At 61.7% G+C, this 575-nt stretch carries 1 protein-coding gene; it reads right to left on the bottom strand.

The window, feature by feature from the left end:
• Nucleotides 1–178: 178 nt before the first annotated feature.
• On the bottom strand, nt 179–575 hold a 397-nt coding region (locus IOC61_RS15955; protein WP_195689734.1), incomplete at its 5' end, for an IS3 family transposase.

The raw sequence follows: 575 nt of genomic DNA, 5'->3' as shown, positions 1-575 counted from the left end.
CCATCAGCGACAGACGGGCGATCTGTGACGACTCGGCATAGCCGAGGTACAGCACTCACACCGGCTGCCGCTGGCCGATCCGCCAGGAGCGACGGCCGGCCTGTTGCAGGGTGTAGACGTTCCAGCCCGTCTGCATGAAGACGATGGTTGATCTTACCCAGCAATCGTGGACACCGATCTAAGCGATCATTCGGGCCTCGAAGGCCTCTGGGCTGATCATCCCGATCGCACTGTGCCGGCGTTGCCGGTTGTAGTCCAACTCAATGTACTCGAACACCTGCCGTCGCATGGCTTCCCGGGTCGCGAATCGCTCGCCGTGAATGGCTTCGACCTTGAGACTGTGAAAGAAGCTCTCGGCGCAGGCATTGTCGTAGCAGTTGCCTTTGGCACTCATGCTGCACCGGAGGTCGTGCCGGGTCAGCAACGACTGGTACAGGGACGAACAGTACTGGCTACCACGGTCGCTATGCACGATGACTCCCTTGGGCATCTTGCGGCTCCACAGCGCCATCTGGAGGGCGTCGCCGACCAGGTCCGCCGTCATGCGCTCGCTCATCGCCCAGCCGATCACCTTG

Origin of the sequence: Halomonas sp. KAO (assembly GCF_015595025.1) — a bacterium.
GTDB lineage: Bacteria > Pseudomonadota > Gammaproteobacteria > Pseudomonadales > Halomonadaceae > Halomonas.
This window is presented reverse-complemented; position numbering and strand designations above follow the sequence as displayed.